This is a genomic window from Geodermatophilus sp. SYSU D00710 (assembly GCF_054050195.1).
Genome location: NZ_JBJGYX010000001.1, coordinates 119,209 through 138,705, shown reverse-complemented (window position 1 = coordinate 138,705; position 19,497 = coordinate 119,209). Strand labels below are relative to the sequence as shown.

Here is a 19,497-nt window from a genome sequence, read left to right as displayed (position 1 = left end):
GATGCTCGGAAAGCGCCACTCGAAGATGGAGGACACCGACCCGTGCCTCGACCAGATCATCTTCCCGACTGGCGTCCCGAACGTCGACGCGCCTCTGGCGGCGGTGGCGGTGGGCCACATGCCAGGAATCGTCGGCGGTGCGTGATTCACTCCGGCGACCTGCGAGCGGTCGAGCGGCCGCTGCCGCTAGCGGGCACTGGGGGGTGGTAGGTGAGCGGGCTCGGTGACAGCCGCGCGGTCTTCGACGCCGCGTTCGGCGACCGGGTCCGCGCGCTGCTGCGCGGCCGGCCGCTGGCCGCCGACTCCGGCCGGCAGGCGTGGGCCGACGAGCGCTACGACCTGCCGACCCTCGCGCTGGCCGCCATCGACGCGATCATCGCCCGGCAGGGGTTCGATGACGAGCTCACCTACGACCAGGCCGTCGACGCGCTCACCCGGCTCGCCGCCGCCTCCCACCCGCACCGCACCGCCGCCGAACACCAGCAGGTCGCCGAGCACGTCCTGGACACCCTGCTCAACCGCCGCGAGCGGGAGGCGCCGTTCCGCTACCGGGTCTCGGACTTCGGCCTCGACGCCGAGCGCATCACCCACCAGGCCCGAACCCTGGAGTTCCGGCTGGTCACCGAGCACGAGGACACCGCCCGCGACACCGTCGTCCTGCGCGCCACGACCGACGCCATCAACGCGCTCGTCGGCGGGCTGCAGTTCGACGTCGAGGACGAGCAGGCCGCCAACGACCTGATGATGAAGCGCCAGCTGGCCCGGGGCGCGTTCGGTCAGGCCGAGCGGGCCGCCGAGCGCAACCGCGGCCTGTCGGTCCGGTACGCCGAGGAGGTCCGCACGCTGCTGGCCGACACCGCCCGCGACATCCGGGCCGTCGCTGGCCGGTGGGCCAGCGAGGTCGACGGGCTGCTGAGCCGCAACCGGACCCACATCGAGGACCGGCTGGCCGCCGAGCAGAAGCTCCTCGACCACGTCCGCTCCGCGCTCGACCAGGCCGAGGACCCCGGCGTCACCGCCGCCGCCGCCCGCATCGCCGCCCTGCTCGACGAGTGCCGGCAGCGGCACGCCGAACTGCACGGGCGCATCGTCACCGCCCGCAGCACCTTCCTCGACGAGCAGACCCGCCAGTCGTTCCGACCCGCCGGCCGGCTGGGCAACCCCGACGTCGGCGCGAATCTCGCCGTGCTCCTCCCGCTGCCCCGCAAGCTCGCCCAGGAGCCCGCCGAGGCGTTCGCGCAGCTGGCCGCCGGGCCCCGCCCGATCCGCCTGGTGCGCCTCGGTGACCTGCTCGAGGACCTGCTCGCCCCACGCCGCAACAGCACCGTCGACCCGCCGGACGTCGACGAGGAGGACATCGACGCCGAGGAGTCGCAGGCTGTCCCGGCCGAGGTCGTCGCCGCCGCCGCCGCGGTGGTCGCCGCCGTCGGACTGCCCACCCGGCTGTCGGGTCTGCTGCGCGCCGCCCGCACTGCACTGCTGCCCGACGACGTCATTGTCACTGAGGTCGAGCGCCTGCTGGTCCTCACCACCCTGTGGACGTACGCGCCGGAGACGGTGGGGGAGACCGCCGCGGCCGTGGACACCGCCGCGGCCGTCCTCGGCCCGACCGCCGTCGTCGACGCCGACGGCACGGCGCTCGCCGAACCCGGCTGGACCGGCGACGACCTGCTCGTCGCCGGCAGCGAAGCCGACCTGCTGCGCCTGGCCACCAGCCCGGCGCCCGACTCGACGGACCCGAGCGGTCCGTCCCGCGACGCGACCGGAGACCGCCCGTGACCGTGACCGCCAGCGACCTGCGCGACGTCGGCATCCTCATCAGCTGCGCGCTGCGGCCCAAGCACCGGCCCGCCGTTGACCCGCTCTACCGCGACCTGCTCGGTCGGTACCGGACCGAGGCCGACTTCCGCAACGCCGCCGTCTACGTCCTCGACGGCATGGACCTGCAGGTGCTCTCCGACGCCGCCGACCTCGGTCTGGTCGTCGGCCCGCGCCGCGACTCGTTGTTCGCCGCCCGACTGGCCGACATCCCGTTCACCACCGGCGTCGAGCAGCGGCTGCTCGTCGGGCTGATCACCGCCGGCGTCGCCGCGTACGCCTACCCGTCCGCCGACGCGTTCGACGACGACCGGGTCCGCTACGTCCGCGTCGCCGACCTCGAGCGGTTCCTCCGGGAGACGTGCGAGTCGCTGAAGCGCGACGCCGGCGCACCGCTGGACGACGAGGGCTTGGAAGAGGCCTGGCGGGTCTACGAGCGGATGCCGGCTGTCCACCGCCCCGACAAGGGTCGCACCGCCGGCCGGCTGTCCCCGTCATGCACCACCTACTGGGTCGGCAACGTGCTGGCCTGGCTGACCGACCAGGGCATGGCCCGGCAGGCCGAACGACACGGCGTGGACACCTACCAGCTGCTCGAGCGGTTCCGCGTGCAGGTCCGGGAGATGGCCGGGCACGAGGCGTACAAGCTGCTCGCCGACGGACGCACCCGCGACTCCGGGCTGGACGCCACCGTCCCCCCGACCACCGTCGACCCCGACGACGTCATCGACCTCACCGACGAACCCACCAGCACCGGCCCGGGCGCCGGCGCCACTGCCGGGAGCGTGCAGTGAGCTACCAGCTGAGCCGGGTGCGCCTTGCCAACATCGGCGACCGCGCCGCCCGCTTCCCCGACACCACCATCGAGCTGGCCGCACCCGCCGCCGACGGCGGCAGCCCGCTGGACTCCATCCTGTGGCTGCGCAACGGCGGCGGGAAGAGCAGCCTGCTGTCGCTGTTCTTCGCGCTCGTCCTGCCGCTGCGCCGCGACTTCCTCGGTGTGTCGGTCAAGCGGCACCTGGAGGACTACATCGCCACCGGCGACACCAGCCACGCCATCGCCGAGTGGGTCGACGTCCGCACCGACGCCCTGTTCGGCGCCGGCACCCAGCTGGTCACCGGCGCCGTGTACGAGTGGGACGAGCGGCGCAAGCCGGTCGACCCCGACCGCAACCGGGACAAGCTCAAGGTCAACTACTACGCGTTCACCGCCACCCCGGGGCTGCTGACCCTGGACACGCTGCCGGTGACCGACGACGCCGGTCGCCCAGTCGACCGCGCCACCTACATCCGGCGGCTGCGCGAGCTGGCCGCCGAGCACCCGCAGGCGCTGCAGCTCACGGTCACCGACTCCCCGGTGTCTTGGATGACCACCCTCGGCGAGCGGCACCTGGACCCGGCGCTGTTCCGCTACCAGAAGCGGATGAACCACTCCGAGGGCGGCGTCGCGGAACTGTTCAACTTCGACACCCCGGCGAAGTTCATCGACCTGCTGATCGACCTGACCGTCGAGCCCGTCCAGCCCGAACGCGTCGCGGGCAACCTGCGCGCCGTCGCCGACATCCTCGCCGCCAAGCCGCAGCGGCAGCTCGAGGCCCGCTTCTGCGATGTCCTCGCCGGCAAGCTCGACGCGCTGGCCGGCGAGCACGCCGCCGCCGGTGTGGCCGCCGCCGCGGCCGCCGCCGCCGCCGGCGAGGCCAGCGGCCTGGCCGCGTCCCTGCAGGCGGCCGCCGCGGTGCACACCACCCGCCAGGAGCAGTTGCTCGCCTCTCTGGAAGGCATCGCCGCCCAGCAGGCCGACGCCGTCCGGGAACGCGACCGCGACCGTGTCCGGGCCAACGAGCTGCTGCTGCGCGCCGAACGGTTCCGCGAGAGCACCGCCGCTGAGCTCCTCGCCAAGCGGCGCACCGCCGAAACCGGCGCCCGGGCCGCCGTCGCCGCCTGGCAGGCCACTGAGCCGCTCGCCGAGCTTGCCGACGCCCGCGAGCAGATCGCCGATCTCAACCGGCAGCAGGCCGCCGAGGAACAGCGCAACGCGCCGCTGCGGGAACGGCACGACGACGCCGCGCTCGCTCTGCTCACCCGGTACACCACCCTGGAGGCCACCGAGCGCGCCCAGGCTACCCGGGCGGCCGGCCGGGCCACCGCGGCCACCGCGGAGGCCGGCAGGCTGCGCGCGGCACAGCGGGACGCCGAGCAGACCCGCGCCGCCGCCCGCGCCCAGCGGGAGCGGGCGGAGCAGGACATAGACGCGGTCACCCGCGCCATCGCCGGCGCGGTCGCCGCCGGCGACCTGCCCGACGCCGACACCGACCCGGCTGGCCACGCCGAGCACGTCACTGCCGAGCGCGCGTCCACCGCCGAGCGGCTGGCCGCCGTCCGCGCCGCCCGCAGGGCCCGCCTCCGCGAACGCGAGGAGCTCTCCAGGCGGCGGACGACGAAAACCGGCGAGCGCAGCCGCCGCGACGGGGAGCGGACCGCGACGGTCGACGAGCGGGACAAGCTCGCCGGCCGGGCCGCGATGCTCGCTGCCTCCGGCCGCCTGCACGAGCTGCTCCAGCTCGACGCCGACACCGCCGTCGACCTGTGGGCCGATCCGGTCGGGCTGCGGACCGCGCTGGCCCGGGCCGCCGCCGACGCCGACACTGCGATCGTCGCCGCCCGGGTGGACGCCGCCGAGGACCTGCGGGCCCTCGACGCGCTCACCGGCACCGGGTTTCTCCCCACCACCCGCGACGCCCAGCGGGTCGCCGACGCGCTCACCGCCGCCGGTGTGCTCGCCCGGCCCGGCTGGGAGCTGCTGCGCGACGTCATCGACACCCCGCACCGCGCCGAGGCGCTGCGCTCCCCGCTGCTGGGCGCGTTGGCCTCCGGCGTCGTCGTCGCCGACACCGCCCTCGACGACGCCCGCCGCGCGCTGGAGACCGGCGGCCTGACCGCGATCGCGCACGTGCCGGTGGCCAGCGCCGCCGACCTGGAGGCGGCGGTACGCGCCGCACCGGCCGCGTGGGCGGTCACCGCCCCTACCCCGGCGCTGTTCGACCCGGCCGCCGCCGACACCGACCGCACCGATCGCGAGCGCCACCAGGCCATCCGGGAGGCGGAGATTACCGGGTGGGCCGCGCAGGCTCGCGCCGACCGGGCCCTGCTCGCTGACCTGGACACCTTCTACACCGACTGCCCGGCCGGGCACCTCGACGCGCTCGAGGCCGACATCGCCGCCGCCACCGCCGACATCGACGCACTGGACGCCGAGCTGGGGGACCTGCAGCGGCAGGCCGAGGCGCTGGAGCAAGCCGAGGCCGCCGACGCCGACACGGAGACCGCGCTCGCCGAGCAGGTCGCCGCCCAGGCCGAGCAGCTCGTCCGGCTGCAGGCGCTGGCCGGGCAGGTCGCCGGGCTCCCCGGGCTGCGCGAGCTGTTCGCTGAGCTGACCGACAGCATCGCCGACCTGAACACCGAGGTCGACGAGCTCGACACCGCCGCGGCGGAGCAAGAGACGCTGCGCGAGCGCGCCACGACCGAAGCCGCGGACCGGAAGGCCGCCGCCGACCGACACGCCGCCGACCGAGCCGAGATCCGGCTGCTCGGCGACACCCCCGCGGCGGCCCGCGCCGCCGTGGGTGACGTGGCCGACGATGACCAGGCGCCGCTGACCACGCTGCAGAGCCGCTACAGCACCGCCTCCCGCGACTGGCTGGTCGTCGCCGCGCAGTCGGTCCTCGCCGAGCGGCTGCGGACGCAGACCGCCCGGGCGGCCGCCGCCGAGGGCAAGCTCGCCGGGGTGCCCGCCGACGCGCGGGCCGCCGCCGAGCAGCTGCTGACCACCGTCGAGGGGCAGGACGAGCGCAGCCGCTGGGCCGCGCTCGAGCAGGCCCGCACCTACCTGGAGGACGCGCTCGTCGGCGTGTCCCGCGCCGGCGAGGAGCTACGCGCGGCCCGCGAGACCGTGCGCGCCGCCGAGCGGGTCCGGGAGAGCCGCCGCGCCGCCGCCGATCTGGAAACCGAGCCGGTTGACGAGGCCGATGCCCGCGCCCAGGCGGAGCAGTACGCCGCCGCGTCCACCGCCGCGTCGGAGCTGGCCACCACGCTCGCCCGCCAGCACGAGGACGCCCAGCGGCACGCCGCCGACGCCAAGAGCGCCGCCGACCTGTTCGGCCAGCAGGTCGCCCGCCTCCGCGACGCGGTGCGCCAGGCCATGCCGAGCACCGCCGGCGCGCCCGTGCCGCCCGGGGCCGACGACGACCGCGAACCGCCGGCCGCCGCACCGTTCGACGGCAGCGCCGCCGACGCCGACGGCCGGGTCACCGCCGCCGTCGCCGCGCTGGCGGCGGCCGTGGAGGTCGCCCGCACCAGCGCCGGGCGGGTGGAGCGGGCGGTGAGCGCCGTCCGCCGCGCCGCGACCGAGTTCACCACCATCTCCGACCCGATCAAGGAGCGCCTCACCGGCGACGACCCCGAACGCCTCGTCGCACTGGCCGCCACCCGCGCCGACGACCTGCGCGCCCGCCGCCAGCAGATCCTCGGCCTGCTCGAGGAGATCCGCCGCGACCAGGGCGTCGTGGTCACCCAGGTCGCGGCGCTGGTCACCGACGTGCTCGGCACGCTGACCGCCGCGCAGCGGCACTCGCGGCTGCCCGGCTTTCTCGGCGACTGGTCCGACCAGCAGTTCCTCACCATCCGGTTCACCAAGCCCGGCAGCGACGAGGACCTCAAGGTGCGCATCGCCTCGGTCATCGACGAGGTGGTCCGTGAGGGCTCCAAGCCCGAGGGGCTGGCCCTGCTCAAGCGGTGCGTGCACGAGGCTGTCGCCCCGCGCGGGTTCAAGGTGACCGTGCTCAAGCCCAACAGCGATCTGGCCGTCGAGCCGCTGGACATCACCTTGCTCGGCAAGTACTCCGGCGGGGAAAAGCTCACCGTTTGTGTCGCGCTGTACTGCACCCTGGCCCGGCTGCGTGCGGTCAACCGGGGCTTGGGCCACGTCGGCGGCACGCTGGTGCTGGACAACCCGCTGGGTACCGCCAGCCACGTCAAGCTGCTGCGCCTGCAGCGGGAGGTCGCCGCCGCGCACGGCGTGCAGCTGGTGTACACCACCGGCGTCGAGGACGTCGGCGCGGTCGGCCAGTTCCCCAACGTGGTCCGGCTGCGCAACAGCCCCGGCACGCTGCGCCAGCGGCGCTACGTCACCGTCGAGTCCCGCACCGGCACCGCATACGACGACGACGGCGACGACATCAGCGGCATCACCAACGTCCGCGTCGCCCGCGACGAGGGCACCGCCGCCTCATGAGCACCCCCACTCCGCTGGGACCACTGGCCACCCACCTCGCCGCCGCCATCGCCGCCGCCCGCCGGCAGACCATCGAGATCGGCGAGCTGTGGCAGGCAGCGGTCGCCTTCGACCGATCCCTGGCCAGCGCCCCCGGCGCCCGCGCCGACCTGCGCGCGGCGCTGACCGAACTGCATGCCGCCGGCGTGCTCGCGCTGCCGCGCGGGAAGGCGCACTTCGACCGGCGGGCCGACCCACCACTGCCGACCTGGGTCCGCCGCTCGAGCACGTCCCGTCCGCCGGCCGCCCGCCCGGCCGCCCGGGTGTGGCCGACCGCGCTGCAGCCGGTAGCAGCGCTGGCCCGCCGCGACGAGGAGTTCGTCGTGCTGGACGTCGTGGCGGACTTCCTCCGCCGCGGCGGCGCGACCCGCATCAGCGTGCCGCTGCGGGAACGCAGCCTGGAGCTGTTCGGTGACGAGAAGCGCCTCGACCGGCTGCTCGGCACCCGGCTGTTCACCTCCGGTGCGCTCACCCTGGACCTGCTGCGCTGCCACCCGGTGCCGATGCCCTTCGCCGCGCAGTGGGTGTCCGGTACAGCCGAGGCCGGGGGTCAGGTGACGCTGCTGGTCGCGGAGAACCACCACACCTACGCGTCGCTGCTGGAGGCGACCCGGGTGCATGCCGCCGCAGGCGGCCCCGGCCGGCACGTCGGGTATGGCGCCGGCGGGCAGTTCAGCGCCGCGGTGACGTCGGTGACGCTGCTGCGGCCCCTCCCCACGCGCATCCTCTACTTCGGCGACTTGGACCTGCGCGGTGTGGAGATCCCCGCCCGCGCCGCCGGCACGGCCCGCGCCGCCGGCCTGCCGCCGGTGCTCCCCGCCGCGGCGCTGTACGAGGCGCTGTTCGCCCACGGCCGCCCGGTGGAGACCGCGCCGGTCGCCGACTCCGCTGCGGCCACGGCGGCCGCGTGGCTGGGCCCGCTGGCCGCGCCCGCCGCCGCGCTGCTGGCGAAGGGGCGGCGGATGGCGCAGGAGGCGATCGGACTGGAGCTGCTGCTCGAGCACCCGAAGTGGCTCGACGACCCGACCTGACAGCCAGCGCCGGCGCGTCATGCCTCGGTCGTCACCGCCGCAGCATCTACTTCAGCAGGCCGATCGCCTTGCCGTAGTTCTTCAGCTTGCCGAGCACGTAGTTCGCGATCTCCGCACGACTCGTCCTCGCCCGCCACATCATCTCCAGCCGCAGCGGCGCACCCGCGTGCGAGCAGAAGATGTCGCTCTTGTAGTCGAGGGCGGTGCCCAGCGACTTCTCGGTCTCGGGGTCGGAGACGAGTCCACACGCGGTCAGTCCCCTCGCGATGGCGTCGTTGAGCAGGCCGTCGTTCTGCCGCGCAATCTGGGTCAGCTTGTTGAACGCGTCCTTCGTGTTGTCACCCGGCTTCTGGCCCCGCCGGCGGGTGCCGAGCTGCGAGCCCCCCAAGATGACGCCGAGCTCACTGGCCATCAGCCGCTCATGCGCCGACGCGTCGGGGTTCGTCTGCATCGCGCGCTTCTTCATCTCCGCGTGGAGGGCCTCGGAGCCGAAGGTCCGGGCGACCGCCAGCACGCAGAACATGTCGAGATGGAGGATGCGGGCGTCGAGAACGGTCCCGAGGATGCCGATTTCGTCGGGCTGCGACTTGAGCTCCTTGACGACGTTCGCCTCGGTCGCGCTCATCAGCCGGTCCACGTCGGCGAAGGCCTGCCCTCCACGGGTGAGCGCGGCGACGTCGCCCTCCACGTCGGTGCCCGCGATGACGACGGTCCACATCCGGAAGCGTTCCTTGACCAGGAGCCCCTTCACCTTGTCGCCCGCTCTCACGGCCGCCCGCCGGATCTGGCCGAGGTAGGTGCCGATGGTCTCCGCGGTCGCCACCAGGTCCGCAGCCTGGCTGTCGGACACGCCGAGACCCGCGAGGGAGACGCCGTCGTTGAGGGCGGCCACCGTCCTCTCCGCGATCTGGACGAAGTCGGTCTTGGGCGGACCGGAGAAGTAGGTGACGGGCGCGTCGGGGTCGATGAGCGTCTCGTTCCCCAGGTCCCGAGCCAGCTCCACGAGGATCTCGCTCAGGTCATCGGTGTTCGTGGGCCACACGATGAGCGTCTGCTCACCGGCGTCCGTCCTGACGAACTGGTTGACCTCGTGCATGGCTGCCTCGAGCTCTGGCCGGGAGACCTGCCCCAGGGCTTCGCGTCCCTCCAGCACGACGATGCGCGGTGTGCGCGTGATGCCGAGCTTGGCCAGTTCGGCAGCGATGTTCATGCCGCGCGCGATCCGCAGGGTGGACACGCCCTCGCGGAACAGCCCCACGGTGTTCAAGAACGTCGACTTGCCCGCCCCGGAGGCCCCGCGCAACACCATGAACCCACCGCGGCCGGCGGCGCGCAGGTCGAGGAAGCGGTCGTCGAGTAGCGACAGCGCGTCCTCGACCGGCGTGATGATGACCTGGAGTTGTCGAGCATTCGAGTTGCGGAGCTTCTCGAACCGGTCGGGCAGCCGGAGGTCGCGGGGGTCCACGTGGGCATCCTCCCTCATGGCCCTACAGCTACCCGCCGTCCGCCGGGATCAGGGCCGTGCGCCAGTGCACCCGGTGAGGGGAGCCGCCTCAGATGGGCCGCCAGTAGCGCTTCGGGCGCGCGTGTCCTTCCAGGGACGCTCCGGCTGGACTTCGCAGGGCAGATGTCTGCACGTCGGCCGCGAGCGTGCACTGTCCGACACCGGACGTAGCCTCCCTCCATGATCACAAGCGAGCCTGGCGTGGATGACGAAAGCGCAGGTTGCGGCTTCATCGGCGGGCCGGCACCTGCGACAGCGGTCGCCGACGGCTCCGCTGGGGAATCACCCAGTCACGCACCGCCAACTCCCCCCTTGCCCACTCCGTCCTGGGAAGATCCCCTGGACCTCCCGGCAGCCGAGGCCGCCCGCCGAGCCCGTAGGCACTGACGGACGCCCAGCTGCGGACGCTGTAGCGAGCATGGCCTTCGTCGAGGGACGGCACGGCGTCGCGTGGCAGCCGCCCGGCAGCCGACCGCGGCGCTGAGGTCCGGACGCGATCGGGGCGGCGGCCTGACCCAGTCCAGCCGACGCTGAGCCCGGAGATGCCGCAGGCCCACCGGGCGTCCCAGTGGGCCTGCGGAGAAGGTGGCGGGCTAGGGCTGGTCCTCGTCCTGCCGCGGCTCGAAGAGCTGCTGCTTGAGCTTGGCGAGCTCGTCGAGCCGCTCCTTGAGGTAGTGGTCGGTGGTGCTGCCCCCGTCGTGAGCCAGGTGCAGCTTGGCGGCCTGCTGGTCGGCCGCCTTGAACACCATGCGACCGCTGGTGTGCCTGATGTCGTGGCAGCGGAGCTCGATGCGCTCGGTCCAGGGCAGGTGGCGCCGGATACGGGCGAACAGCGACTCGATGCGCTTGCGGCTGATGGGGCGGACCTCCCGGGAGACGAAGTTGCCCTCGGCGTCGAAGGTGTCGACCGGGTGGCCGTAGAAGACCGGCGAGGTGTCCGTCAGGGCGGGGATGCCGTGCCGGCGCTCGTCGGCGGTGGCGTCCGGCGGCGCGGCGACGCGCGGTCCGCGGGTGAGGGCGTGGGTGAGCAGGTCGGCCATGTGGGTGGCGGTGGTGGGCCGGTACCGCCAGGTCTTCTTCTTGGGGTCCCAGTAGCGGATCCGGCAGCGCTCCACGTCGAGGCCGCCGCAGGTGGTCTCCAGCAGCGCACCCCGGCGCACCGCCTGGATGAGGAGGTGCCGCAGGATGAGGCCGTCGAGGTTGGGGTCCTGCCCGGTGCTGACCGCGACGCCGTACACCTCGACGAACTCCTCGTCGGTGAGCGAGCGGGCGCCGGCCTCCTGCCGCGTCGGCAGCTTGATCTTCTTGGCCGGGTTGATCTTGACCTTCTCCTCGTCGCCGAGCCAGCTGAACATCCACCGGGAGGCCTGCAGGAACTGCTCGCGGGCGCCGCGCCCGTCGCTACCCAGTAGCGGTCGGCCCTGCTGCTCCCGCTTGGCGTTGCGGGCGACGGTGCGCTTGAGCCCGCGCCGCTCGACCCACCAGGCCGCCTCGGCCAGCGTGCTGCGGGCGACCTTCTTGACCGGGAGGTCCGGCACGCCGGTGTAGCGCCGCGCGCAGTCGATGTGGAGCTCGTCGGCCGGCATCGCGCAGGTGTCGGCGTGTCCGTCGCCGCCGCCGGGGCACGGGCAGGGGCCGGTCGCGCAGGCCGGACACGGGCAGGGGCACATGTCGGGCAGGCCGTCGACGAGCAGCTGCAGGTAGGGAGCCCAGGTCTTCTCGCTGCGGGGCAGGTCCTGGCGCATGGCGGTGAGCGCGTCGGCGACCGCCTGCCGGATCCGGTAGGCCTCCTTCGGCGCCTGCACCGGCGGGAGCATGGCCTCGACGACGAGCGGGTCGAAGCCCTGGGCGATGAGGCTGGTGCGCATCGACTCGCGGGTGGCGGCCGTCTCGTCGAGCCCCGCGCCGCCGTTCTTGCCGGCCTTCTTGTGGGCCTTGTCGCGGTGCTTGGTGGCGCGTCTGGTCTCCCGCTCGGCCTCGCGCCGGGTGGCGCGGTTGGGGGTGTGCGTGTCGTCGGGCTGGTCGCCGCTGGGGCGGTGGTGCTGGTCGCCGTCGAACTGCGCGGTGGTGCTGGTCATCGGTCTTCTCCGTGGGTTGCGGCGGCACCGGTCGTGCCGCGGGCACCGGGCACGGTGCGGGTCAGCCGACGATGCGCAGTCGCCCGCCGGAGAGCCCTGCGGCGGGCTCAGCGGTGGATGCGGCGGTGAGTGCGGTGGCGGGGTCGTCGGTCCCGGTCGGCACCGGCGCAGCACCGTGCTCGGCCGGCGCCGAGGCGTCGGGTCCGGGGGCGGGGCGGCGGAGGGCGCCGAGCAGGCCGGCGATGCCGGCGGTGAGACGGCTGGCTGCGGTGAGGGTGACGGTGCGCCGGTCGGGGTCGACGACGGCGAACACGTCCGCGGCGTCGGGGATGCCGGCCTGGCGGCGGACGCCGGCGGTCACGGTGAGCCGGCCGCGGCCGTCCAGCGGCAGGGCGGCGATCGCGAAGTTGGGCCGCGGTGTGTCGGGGCTGCCGGGGAGGAACACGGTCACCAGCGCGCCGTCGCGCTCGGCGGGCAGCTTGCTGGCCGCCTCGGCGTCGACGGGCAGCTGCAGGCGGCCCTTGTCGTCGAGGGTGCGCAGGAGGCTGTGGCTGCGGGCGTCGGCCATGTCGGCCGGCAGCGCCCAGATGCCTGAGAGGTCCACCCGCCCGCGGGTGCCGGTTCCACCGGCGCCGGAGGCGAGGGAGGCGAGGGTGAGCGCGTCGGCCGGGGCCCGCTCGCCGGCGCCGGTCAGCAGCGCACTGAGACCGGTCCAGGAGGCCGGGACACCGGTGAGCGTGGCGGAAGACGACGTGGGAGAGGGCGTGGGGGAGGAGGACGCGGGCGCGGTCGTGGCGGCGTCTCCGCCGCCGGGACGTGTGGTCGGGCGGGGAGCCGCGGCGGCCGGTGACTCGGCGGTGCGGCAGCGGGCGGCGGGGTGGCGTGGGGGAGCGGCGTTCGGCATGGGCCGTTCCGTGTGGACCGGCCGGGAAAGGGCAGTCGCCGACAGCAGCCGCTGCAGCGCCGCGGCGTCGGCACCGCCGAGGCCCCCGTGTGAGGGGTCGCCGGATGAGGCATCCGGCGTGGCCAGCCGGATGGTTGCCGTTTCCGGGGAGACCGGGACCGTGGCCGCTGGTGACTCAGTGAGGGCCTGGTGCAGGCCTGGAAGGTGGGGGGTGTCCCACTCCGAAGTGTCCGAGGGGGGACTTGAACCCCCACGCCCGATAAAGGGCACTAGCACCTCAAGCTAGCGCGTCTGCCATTCCGCCACCCGGACGAGTGCGGGACCACGATACCAACCCGAAGGCGCTCTCCGGAGCAGGGTCCGGCGCCGGGTCGCGCGGACGCCGTCCGGCCCTACGCTCGCCGGGTGGAGAGCGAAGGTCCCGTCCAGGCCCAGGCCGAGGTCGCCGAACTGCTCAGCGAGCTCATCCGGATCGACACCACCAACACCGGTGACACCGCCACCGGCGCCGGCGAGCGGGTGGCCGCCGAGTGGGTGGCCGGCAAGCTCGACGAGGTCGGCATCGGCTCGCAGATCCTGGAGTCCGAGCCGGGGCGGGCCAGCCTGGTCGCCCGCATCGAGGGCACCGACCGCTCGCGGCCACCCCTGCTGATCCACGGGCACCTCGACGTCGTCCCCGCCGACCCGGCCGAGTGGAGCGTGCACCCCTTCTCCGGCGAGGAGCGCGACGGCTACGTCTGGGGGCGCGGCGCGGTCGACATGAAGGACATGGACGCCATGGTCCTGGCGCTGGTGCGCGAGTGGGCCCGCACCGGCGTCCGGCCGCCGCGCGACGTCGTCCTCGCCTTCGTCGCCGACGAGGAGGCCGGCGGCACCCTCGGCGCCCGCTGGTTGGTCGACGAGCACCCCGACCTGTTCGCCGACTGCAGCGAGGCGATCAGCGAGGTCGGCGGGTTCAGCATCACCGTCCGCGACGACCTGCGGCTCTACCTCGTCCAGACGGCGGAGAAGGGCCTCGCCTGGATGCGGCTGACCGCCGGCGGCAAGCCCGGCCACGGCTCGTTCGTCCACGACGACAACGCCGTCACCCGGCTGTGCCAGGCCGTCGCGCGGCTGGGCTCGACCCGGCTGCCGACCGTGCTCACCCCGCCGATGCGGCAGTTCCTCGCCGCCGTCGAGGAGGCCTACGGCATCGAGATCGACCCCGACCAGCCCGAGGAGGCCCTCGCTCGCCTCGGCAGCATCAGCCGCATGATCGGCGCGGCGCTGCGCAACACCGCCAACCCGACCATGCTCGACGCCGGCTACAAGACCAACGTCATCCCGGGAACGGCCAGCGCCACCGTCGACGGCCGTTTCCTGCACGGGCAGTCGGAGGAGTTCGAGCGGCAGCTGGCCTCGCTGATCGGCGAGGGCATCCAGCGCGAGTGGATCGTCCACGACCAGGCCGTGGAGACCACCTTCGACGGCCCGCTGGTCGACGCGATGGTCGCCGCCCTGAGGAGCGAGGACGACGGCGCCCGGCCGGTGCCGTTCACCATGAGCGGCGGCACCGACGCCAAGAGCTTCGAGCGGCTGGGCATCCGCTGCTTCGGCTTCTCGCCCCTGCGGCTGCCCGCCGACCTCGACTTCGCCTCGCTGTTCCACGGCATCGACGAGCGGGTGCCGGTGGAGTCACTGCATTTCGGCGTCCGGGTGCTCGACCGGTTCCTCCGGTCGGTCTGAGGGCGCCTCAGCAGGCGGCCCGGAGCGCCTCGAGGGCCGCGGCGACGGCCGGCACCCGCCGGGCGTCGGGCCGGACCAGCGTCTCCACCAGCCGGTCGTCGACGTCGGCCAGCGCGACGGCGGTCACGCCCGGCTGGGTGCTGACCGCCAGTGCCCAGGCCGGCAGCAGCGCCACGCCGAGGCCGCGGGCGACCAGCCGCTGGACGACGACGTGGTCATCGGTGGCGAACCGGACGTCCGGGGTGAAGCCGGCCCGCCGCGCGCAGCGCAGCAGGTGCTGCCGGCACCGGTCGCACCCGGCGATCCACGGCTCGTCGCGCAGGTCGGCCAGCCGGCCGGGTGCCGGCGCGCCGGCGGGCACGACCGCCTGCACCGCGTGCCGGTGCAGCGGCTCACGCAGCAGGTCGCCTGGGACGGGGTCGTCGTCCTCGTCGTGGCGGAAGACGACGGCGAGGTCGGCCGCGCCCTCGCGCACCGCCGCCTCGGCCTCCGGCGGTTCCAGCTCGGCGAAGTGCACCCGCAGGCGGGGCGCGCGGCGGCGCAGGTCGGCCAGCGCCGGGGGCACCAGCACGGCGGCGGCGGTCGGGAACGCGGCCAGCCGGACGACGCCGGCGGCGAGCCCGGTCAGCGCCGCGAGGTCCTGCTCGGCCGCCGCCAGCCGGTCGGCGACCCCCTCGGCGTGCCGCAGCAGCACCCGGCCGGCCTCGGTGAGCGCGACGCCGCGGCCCTCGCGCACCACCAGCGGCGTGCCGGTCTCGGCCTCCAGCCGCCGCACCTGCTGGCTGACCGCCGGCTGGGTCCAACCGAGCGTCCGCGCGGCGCCGGCCAGCGAGCCGGCCCGGGCCACCTCGCGGAAGACGAGCAGCCGGCGGGGGTCCACGGCGACATCAAAGCAGTGCTTGGGTCCGACGGTCGACCTCTCGATCTGGTCGGCAGGCTCGTGCGCCGCCAGGCTGACCGCCATGAGGACCATCGGGCTGCTCGGCGGGATGAGCTGGGAGTCGACCGCGCTGTACTACCGGGTCGCCAACGAGTTGGTGCGCGAGCGGGAGGGCGGCCTGGCCAGCGCCTCGCTGCTCGTCCGCAGCCTGGACTTCCGGGCGGTCCGGGCGTGCCAGGTCGAGGACCGCTGGGACGACGCCGCCGCGCTGCTGCTGGCGGAGGCGAGGTCGCTGGAGTCGGCCGGAGCCGAGCTCGTGCTGCTGTGCACCAACTACATGCACAAGGTCGCCCCCACGCTGGAGACCGGCCTGACCGTGCCGTTCCTGCACATCGCCGACGCGGTGGCCGCCGCGGCGCCCGGCCCGGTGGTCGGCCTCCTCGGGGCGGCCGGCACCGTGCGCGAGCCGTTCTACCGGGAGCGGCTCGCCGCCGCCGGCCTGACGGTGCTCGTACCGCCGGACGACGACGTCGACCGGGTGGACGACGCGATCTTCGGCGAGCTGTGCCGGGGCGTGCTCTCCGACGCGACCCGGGCGGAGCTGCGCGGCGTCGTCGCCCGACTGGCCGCGCGCGGGGTCGACGCGGTCGCGCTGTGCTGCACCGAGCTGGAGCTGCTGCTCGAGCCCGAGGACTCCCCGGTGCCGCTGCTGCCCTCCGCCCGGCTGCACGCCACCGCCGCCGTCGACGCCGCGCTGGCGCCGTCGGCGGCCGTGGTGTGATGCCCGGGTGACCTCACCCACGCCTCCCGGTCCCGGCTCCGTCGCGCTGATCACCGGAGGGACCGGCGGCTTCGGCCGGGCCCTCGCCACCGCGCTGCGCGAGCGGGACGTCACCGCCGTCCTCGCCGACCTCGACACCGAGCGCAACCGGTCGGTCGCCGAGGAGCTCGGCTGCCCCTTCGCCGCCCTCGACGTCACCGACCGCGCGGCCAACGAGGCCGTCGTCGCGCGGGTGGAGGCCGAGCACGGCCGGCTCGACGCCGCCTACCTCAACGCCGGCATCTCCGCCGCCAAGAGCGACGACGCGCTCGACCTCGACGAGTTCATGCGGGTCGTCGACATCGACCTGTTCGGCGTCGTCTACGGCGCGGTGGCCGCCCGCCCGGCGATCCGGCGGGCCGGCGGCGGGGCGATCGTGGTGACCGCGTCCCTGGCCGGCCTCTCGCCGATGCCCAGCGACCCCGGCTACAGCGTCGCCAAGAGCGGCGCGATCGCCTTCGTCCGGTCGATGGCGCCGCGGCTGGCCCGCGAGGGCATCACCATCTCCGCGATCTGCCCCGGGTTCGCCGACACCGCGATCATCGACCGCATCCGGCACGAGTTCGAGGCCGCCGGCTTCCCGGTCATCCCCGCCGCCGAGGTCGCCGACGCGATGGTCCGGGCCTGGGAGTCGGGGGAGCCGGGCGCGGCGTACGTCATCCAGCCCGGCGTCGGCACCGTGCCCTACCGGTTCAAGGGTGTCCCCAGCGCCAAGACGGCGACCGGTGAGACCGCCGTCGTCCCCGAGGCGCTGCGGCCGCCGTCGATGCTCTGACGCGGTCGTGCCGCCCTCACCGCGGGGCGTCCTCCCTCACCGCGGGGCGTCCTCCCTCATCGCAGGGCGTCCTCCCTCGTGGCCCACCGTGAGGGAGGACGCCCGATGATCAGGGACCCTGATCCCGGCGGAGCCGCCCAGGGCCCGGTGACGGCGGTCACCGGGCGTCTGGCAGGGTCGGGCGCATGCGTGCATGGCGGGTACACGAGCTCGGCGACCCCTCGAAGGTGCTCCGGCTGGAGGACGTCGACCGGCCCACTCCGGGCGAGGGTCAGCTGCTGGTCAAGGTGCGGGCGGCGGCGCTGAACTTCCCCGACGTCCTGATGGCCGCCGGCATGTACCAGGAGCGCCCGCCGCTGCCCTACACGCCCGGCGTGGAGCTGTGCGGCGAGACCGAGGACGGCCGGCGGGTGATCGGCAGCCCGGCGGGCGGGCCCGGCGCCTTCGCGGAGTACGCTCTGATGAACGCCGACGACGCCTGGCCGGTGCCGGACTCGATGAGCGACGAGAAGGCCGGCGCGCTCTACCTCACCTACCAGACCGGGCACGTCGGCCTGCACCGCCGCGCGAACCTGCAGGCGGGGGAGTGGCTGCTGGTGCACGCCGGCGCCGGCGGCGTCGGGTCGGCGGCGATCCAGCTGGGCAAGGCCGCGGGCGCGAAGGTGATCGCCACCGCGGGCGGCCCGCACAAGGTCGAGGTGTGCCGCGAGCTCGGCGCCGACCACGTGATCGACTACACCGCCGAGGACTTCGTCCCGGTCGTCAAGGAGATCACCGCCGGCGAGGGAGCCGACGTCGTCTACGACCCGGTCGGCGGTGACGTGTTCGACAAGAGCCGCAGGTGCATCGCCTTCGAGGGCCGGCTGGTCGTCGTCGGCTTCACCAGCGGCCGCATCCCCGAGGCGCCGGCCAACCACGCGCTGGTCAAGAACTACAGCGTCGTCGGCCTGCACTGGGGCCTGTACAAGAAGAAGGACCCCGCAGTGATCGGCCAGACCCACGAGGCACTGGTCCGGCTGGTCGAGGCCGGCGCGATCGACCCGCTCATCGGCCAGGTGCTGCCGCTCGACCAGGCGCCCCAGGCGCTCGCGGCCCTCGCCGACCGCGGCACGGTCGGGAAGGTCGTGCTCGTCCCCTGAGTCCGGCTAGGTGACCGGCATCGGCAGGTAGGACAGCCGCGCCCGGCGTCGCAGGATCGCCCTGCGGGTGCCGTCGGCGTGCAGTTGCAGACGGGCGAGCTCCCAGCCGCCGACGTCCACCTGCAGGCTCAGCATGGTCGCCGCTGCGGAACGGGACGTGCCCGGCGGGATCCGCAGCGGCGCGTACTCCCAGTCGTCGGCCGCGCTCACCCGACCGATGTTGCCACGCACGACACCTGCCGGTCATGTGTGCGCCGCCTCCCGGTCTGCCCCCGGGAGCCCCCGGCGGCAGGATGGGCAGCGCCTCACCCGAGCACCGTCCGCAGCACGAGGAGGACCCGTGACCGATCCCGGTACCGCGAGCGACGCCGACCGCGCGGAGCAGGAGGCGCTGCTCGAGCCGGTCGCTCCCGAGCTCGCCGGGGACGCCGACCCCATCGGCGACGGCGTCCCCGAGGCCGACGCCCTCGAGCAGCAGCTGGCCGCCGCGCCGGGGACGGCGGGCGCGCCGCGGTCGGTCGGCGACGTCGACGCCAACGAGGCCGACGTCCTCGAGCAGGAGGCCGACGTGCCCTACGACGAGGACGACCGCGCCCTCTGACGACGTCCGGCGCAGGCTCGCCGCCCGATCGGGGGGCGCGGCTACCACGGGTCCGCCGATGTGGTTAGGCTTCCCTAACTCGATGCCCAGGGGGAGCCATGACCACCTGCAACGGTCCGCAGGCGCCGTCCGTCGCCGCCGCTCCCGAGCGCGCGCGCACCGTGGCCACCCGTGCCGCGGCCGCGCTCTGCCTCCCCGGCCGCGACCCGAGCCGCCCGCTGGCACACGCCACCACCGCCGCGGGCCAGGTGCTGGTGCTGGTGCCCGGCGACGGGGGAGTGGCCGCGGCCCTCGACCGCGCGCCCGACCGGGACGTGAGCGCGCTGCTCATGGTCAGCGACCGGGCGCCGGTGGCGCTGCGCGACCCGGTGCGCGCCACGCTGTGGCTGTCGGGCTGGCTGACCCCGGTGCCCGAGGCCGACCGGCGCGCGGCCGCCGTCGCCTTCGCCGAGGTCCGCCCCGAGGAGGCGCTGCTCGACGTCGGCGGGGCGGCGACCCTGCTGCGGCTCGACCTCGCCGAGGTCGTGCTGCGCGAGGGCCCCGGCTGCGCGGAGGTCTCGCCGGCCGACTACGCCGCCGCGCGCCCCGACCCGCTGGCCGGCATCGAGGAACGGCTGCTGCGCCACCTCGACCGCGACCACCCCGAGGTGCTGGCCCTGCTGGGCAGCGCGGTCGCGCGCAGCCGGGTGCCGGTGACGGCGGGGGAGACGCTGCGGCCGCTGGGCCTCGACCGGTTCGGCTACCGGCTGCGCGTCGAGGGCGCCGGCGGGCACCGCGACGTCCGGGTGCCCTTCCCGCGCCCGCTCACCTGCGCGGGCCAGGTCGACGCGGCGACGTCCCGGCTGCTCTGCGCCCTGCGCGCCGGACTCGCCCGCCGCGACTGATCCCGACGA

The 19,497-nt window shown here is 74.8% G+C and carries 15 protein-coding genes and 1 tRNA gene; 10 read left to right on the top strand and 6 right to left on the bottom strand.

Annotated features, from left to right (window positions below):
* The first annotated feature begins 210 nt into the window (after positions 1–210).
* From ACI78U_RS00630 to ACI78U_RS00615, 4 genes are read left to right on the top strand one after another with little or no spacing between them, the layout of a single operon-like run.
* Complete coding sequence (locus ACI78U_RS00630; protein ID WP_456873341.1) at positions 211–1,779, top strand: hypothetical protein; 1,569 nt, start codon at positions 211–213, stop codon at positions 1,777–1,779.
* Positions 1,776–2,612 carry a hypothetical protein gene (locus tag ACI78U_RS00625; protein WP_456873340.1) on the top strand — a complete coding sequence of 279 codons (837 nt, stop codon included), beginning with the start codon at positions 1,776–1,778 and terminating at the stop codon, positions 2,610–2,612. Before ACI78U_RS00630 ends, ACI78U_RS00625 begins: the two co-directional genes overlap by 4 nt.
* Positions 2,609–7,108, top strand: a complete 4,500-nt coding sequence (locus tag ACI78U_RS00620) for a hypothetical protein (protein ID WP_456873339.1) — start codon at positions 2,609–2,611, stop codon at positions 7,106–7,108. The genes ACI78U_RS00625 and ACI78U_RS00620 overlap by 4 nt, the downstream gene beginning before the upstream one ends.
* Positions 7,105–8,178, top strand: a complete 1,074-nt coding sequence (locus ACI78U_RS00615; protein ID WP_456873338.1) for a hypothetical protein — start codon at positions 7,105–7,107, stop codon at positions 8,176–8,178. Before ACI78U_RS00620 ends, ACI78U_RS00615 begins: the two co-directional genes overlap by 4 nt.
* 46 nt (positions 8,179–8,224) lie before the next feature.
* Here ACI78U_RS00615 and ACI78U_RS00610 read toward each other — a convergent pair whose 3' ends face one another.
* From ACI78U_RS00610 to ACI78U_RS00595, 4 genes are all read right to left on the bottom strand, one after another.
* Positions 8,225–9,643 carry a hypothetical protein gene (locus tag ACI78U_RS00610; protein WP_456873337.1) on the bottom strand — a complete coding sequence of 473 codons (1,419 nt, stop codon included), beginning with the start codon at positions 9,641–9,643 and terminating at the stop codon, positions 8,225–8,227.
* 632 nt (positions 9,644–10,275) lie between these two features.
* The gene (locus ACI78U_RS00605) at positions 10,276–11,760 is read right to left on the bottom strand and encodes a hypothetical protein (RefSeq protein ID WP_456873336.1); all 1,485 of its coding nucleotides are present in this window, start codon (positions 11,758–11,760) and stop codon (positions 10,276–10,278) included.
* A 61-nt stretch (positions 11,761–11,821) separates the two neighbouring features.
* Positions 11,822–12,664 (bottom strand): hypothetical protein, encoded by an 843-nt coding sequence (locus tag ACI78U_RS00600; RefSeq protein ID WP_456873335.1) that lies wholly within the window; start codon positions 12,662–12,664, stop codon positions 11,822–11,824.
* A 227-nt stretch (positions 12,665–12,891) separates the two neighbouring features.
* Positions 12,892–12,976, bottom strand: a tRNA-Leu gene (locus tag ACI78U_RS00595).
* 93 nt (positions 12,977–13,069) lie between these two features.
* Here ACI78U_RS00595 and ACI78U_RS00590 point away from each other — a divergent pair.
* Complete coding sequence (locus ACI78U_RS00590; RefSeq protein WP_456873334.1) at positions 13,070–14,389, top strand: M20/M25/M40 family metallo-hydrolase; 1,320 nt, start codon at positions 13,070–13,072, stop codon at positions 14,387–14,389.
* 7 nt (positions 14,390–14,396) lie between these two features.
* Here ACI78U_RS00590 and ACI78U_RS00585 read toward each other — a convergent pair whose 3' ends face one another.
* Complete coding sequence (locus ACI78U_RS00585; protein WP_456873333.1) at positions 14,397–15,353, bottom strand: LysR family transcriptional regulator; 957 nt, start codon at positions 15,351–15,353, stop codon at positions 14,397–14,399.
* On the opposite strand from ACI78U_RS00585, the gene ACI78U_RS00580 reads away from it, so the two are divergent.
* The 3 genes from ACI78U_RS00580 (at position 15,352) to ACI78U_RS00570 (ending at position 18,003) form a co-directional block, all read left to right on the top strand.
* A complete protein-coding gene (locus ACI78U_RS00580) occupies positions 15,352–16,050 on the top strand; it encodes an aspartate/glutamate racemase family protein (RefSeq protein WP_456873332.1) in 699 nt (232 codons plus the stop codon). The two genes, ACI78U_RS00585 and ACI78U_RS00580, sit on opposite strands and share 2 nt — an antisense overlap.
* Before the next feature lie 7 nt (positions 16,051–16,057).
* Positions 16,058–16,864 carry an SDR family oxidoreductase gene (locus tag ACI78U_RS00575; RefSeq protein WP_456873331.1) on the top strand — a complete coding sequence of 269 codons (807 nt, stop codon included), beginning with the start codon at positions 16,058–16,060 and terminating at the stop codon, positions 16,862–16,864.
* 185 nt (positions 16,865–17,049) lie between these two features.
* A complete protein-coding gene (locus ACI78U_RS00570; RefSeq protein ID WP_456873330.1) occupies positions 17,050–18,003 on the top strand; it encodes an NADPH:quinone oxidoreductase family protein in 954 nt (317 codons plus the stop codon).
* Between the two features lie 6 nt (positions 18,004–18,009).
* Here ACI78U_RS00570 and ACI78U_RS00565 read toward each other — a convergent pair whose 3' ends face one another.
* Positions 18,010–18,213 (bottom strand): DUF5703 family protein, encoded by a 204-nt coding sequence (locus tag ACI78U_RS00565; RefSeq protein WP_456873329.1) that lies wholly within the window; start codon positions 18,211–18,213, stop codon positions 18,010–18,012.
* Positions 18,214–18,343: 130 nt separating this feature from the next.
* Here ACI78U_RS00565 and ACI78U_RS00560 point away from each other — a divergent pair, with 130 nt between their 5' ends.
* The gene (locus ACI78U_RS00560; protein ID WP_456873328.1) at positions 18,344–18,604 is read left to right on the top strand and encodes a hypothetical protein; all 261 of its coding nucleotides are present in this window, start codon (positions 18,344–18,346) and stop codon (positions 18,602–18,604) included.
* 98 nt (positions 18,605–18,702) lie between these two features.
* Positions 18,703–19,488 carry a DUF2470 domain-containing protein gene (locus tag ACI78U_RS00555; RefSeq protein ID WP_456873327.1) on the top strand — a complete coding sequence of 262 codons (786 nt, stop codon included), beginning with the start codon at positions 18,703–18,705 and terminating at the stop codon, positions 19,486–19,488.
* Positions 19,489–19,497: the final 9 nt, after the last annotated feature.